The sequence below is a fragment of the bacterium genome, from assembly GCA_040753555.1.
Lineage (GTDB): Bacteria > UBA9089 > UBA9088 > UBA9088 > UBA9088 > JBFLYE01.
Genome location: JBFMDZ010000302.1, coordinates 1 through 1,968, shown reverse-complemented (window position 1 = coordinate 1,968; position 1,968 = coordinate 1). Strand labels below are relative to the sequence as shown.

The following is a 1,968-nucleotide window of genomic DNA, read 5'->3' as shown; positions in this document are numbered from 1 at the left end:
ATTTCTGGATATTTTAAATTACCCCGATTATCAATGGATTATGCCATGTTGTTAGTTTTTACATTTAAGCGGAAAATGAGTTCATTTAATTTGAGAATATCTGTCTCAAATATTGTGGGTCTTAGCAGTTACCAAAGGACAATCACTTCGCTTCTCCTTAGACCGTCCAAATCTTGCCTTAGGATTATTCTTCCCGTTACCTTCAAAAAAGGTATTGGTTAAATCATAAAGAATTATCTGCTCCCCTAAACTAAAAAGATTACGCTCTCGACAATTTAAGTGTTTCTCTATCTCCTCTTTGCAAGAAAAAAGATTGTCTGATGCTCGATATACCCTATCCTGAGAAAGTAAACTAAAATCTGTCCCCATACTGTTCGGAATGATTCTTGCTTAAACTATTTTTACTAAAATGTCGTAAGTCATTGATATTAAAGGAGAAAAAATTCTAGACATTTTTTCCTTTTTATGTTATACTTGAACTATGGTTAATAGTTCAGTAAAGAAAAACAAGGGACGCAAGAAAAAAGAACCAATTAACGAAAAAAACCTGCAACACTTTAAGCTTATTCATAAATTTATTCCTATGCTGGAGCGATTTCATCTGGTTCGTAAGCATCACAATAGAAACCTTCACTGTGACCAATATATCTGTCTCATTTTATTCTATTTCTTCAATCCTATCCTGAGTAGCTTGCGTGGAATTCAACAGACTTCTCACCTTGAGAAGGTTAAGAAAATGCTTGGTATTAAAGGTACAAGCCTTGGCTCCCTTTCTGAGGCAAGTAGTGTTTTTGATGCTAACCTGATTGCTCCTTTAATCAAAGAACTGGCTAAGAAGGCTATCCCTGTGGAAAAAGACCCTAAACTTAAAAACCTTCAACAAACTCTTGTATCTACGGATGGGACGCTCCTTCGTGCCTTGCCAAAGATGCTCTGGGCATTATGGATTAATGACCAAAACAGGGCAGCTAAACTTCACCTTGAGTTTGATATCTTAAAAAGTATCCCTGTTAATGCTAAAATTACTAATGGTAATGGCAATGAAAAAACTGTATTGAGAGAGTTCCTCTCTCCCAATAAACTTTATACATTGGATGCTGGTTATAGGGAGTTTAAACTCTTTCAGGAAATTATAGATACTAATAGTTCCTTTATCGCCCGATTGCAAGATAATGTTGTCTGGGATACCATCGAACATAAATCCCTAACGGATGATGATAAAAAAACAGGTGTGCAAAGGGATATGGTTGTCCGATTAGGGACCAAAAAGAAACAGAAAGATATTATCCGACCAGTGCGTGTTATTGAAATTTTCCATAAAAGTAATAGCTCAAGACCCAGTGATTCTGATTATACCTTTCTTTTATCGACTGACCGTATGGATCTATCCGCTGAGATTATAGCCCTTATCTATCGGTATAGATGGCAAATAGAGCTTTTCTTCCGTTGGTTCAAATGCATTCTTGGTTAGACGCAATGTTCGTTGCTCCATGCCTGTTTCCAAACCTGAAAGTTATAATCAGTATGCATCGAGGTTAAAGCCGCTATCATCCCTTCAATCATGTTTTCCAGACTATATATGACTTCTCCACCAACCTCGACACTTATAATTGTTCCGCCAGTACCAGCACCATGTGGCTCTAATTCAAGACGATGCCATTCCGCAAACTCTTTAGCCTTATTTTCAAAATATTCCCTTGGCTCTCTCCCGTTAAAATGTTTAGGTGGATATACCTCAGCTATATCAACAAGTATCTCTATCAATTCTTCAATAACTATACTGTTTCCCTCTTTCATATCTGAAGTTATGCCAGAATCCCATTTAGGCTGAGCCTTTCTATAAGCCGCTTTTCTTCTCTTTGGCAGGGACACAAATAAATCATTAGATATTGTTCCATATTTAATAGAGTTTAAATAATCATTATTGCTTTTATCCAGATAACAGCTTATGTCCTCTGGCCCCTCGTT

The 1,968-nt window shown here is 36.6% G+C and carries 2 protein-coding genes; one reads left to right on the top strand and one right to left on the bottom strand.

Features of this window, described 5'->3' with window-relative positions:
- Positions 1-481: 481 nt before the first annotated feature.
- A complete protein-coding gene (locus tag AB1630_12815; GenBank protein ID MEW6104671.1) occupies positions 482-1,471 on the top strand; it encodes an IS4 family transposase in 990 nt (329 codons plus the stop codon).
- On the opposite strand, the gene AB1630_12810 is transcribed toward AB1630_12815, so the two are convergent.
- Positions 1,468-1,968 (bottom strand): hypothetical protein (locus AB1630_12810; GenBank protein ID MEW6104670.1); only part of this gene is annotated, 501 nt, incomplete at its 5' end. The two genes, AB1630_12815 and AB1630_12810, sit on opposite strands and share 4 nt — an antisense overlap.

Coding starts and splice junctions, on each gene's coding strand:
- AB1630_12815 (MEW6104671.1), top strand. CDS start 482: ATGGTTAATAGTTCAGTAAAGAAAAACAAGGGACGCAAGAAAAAAGAA.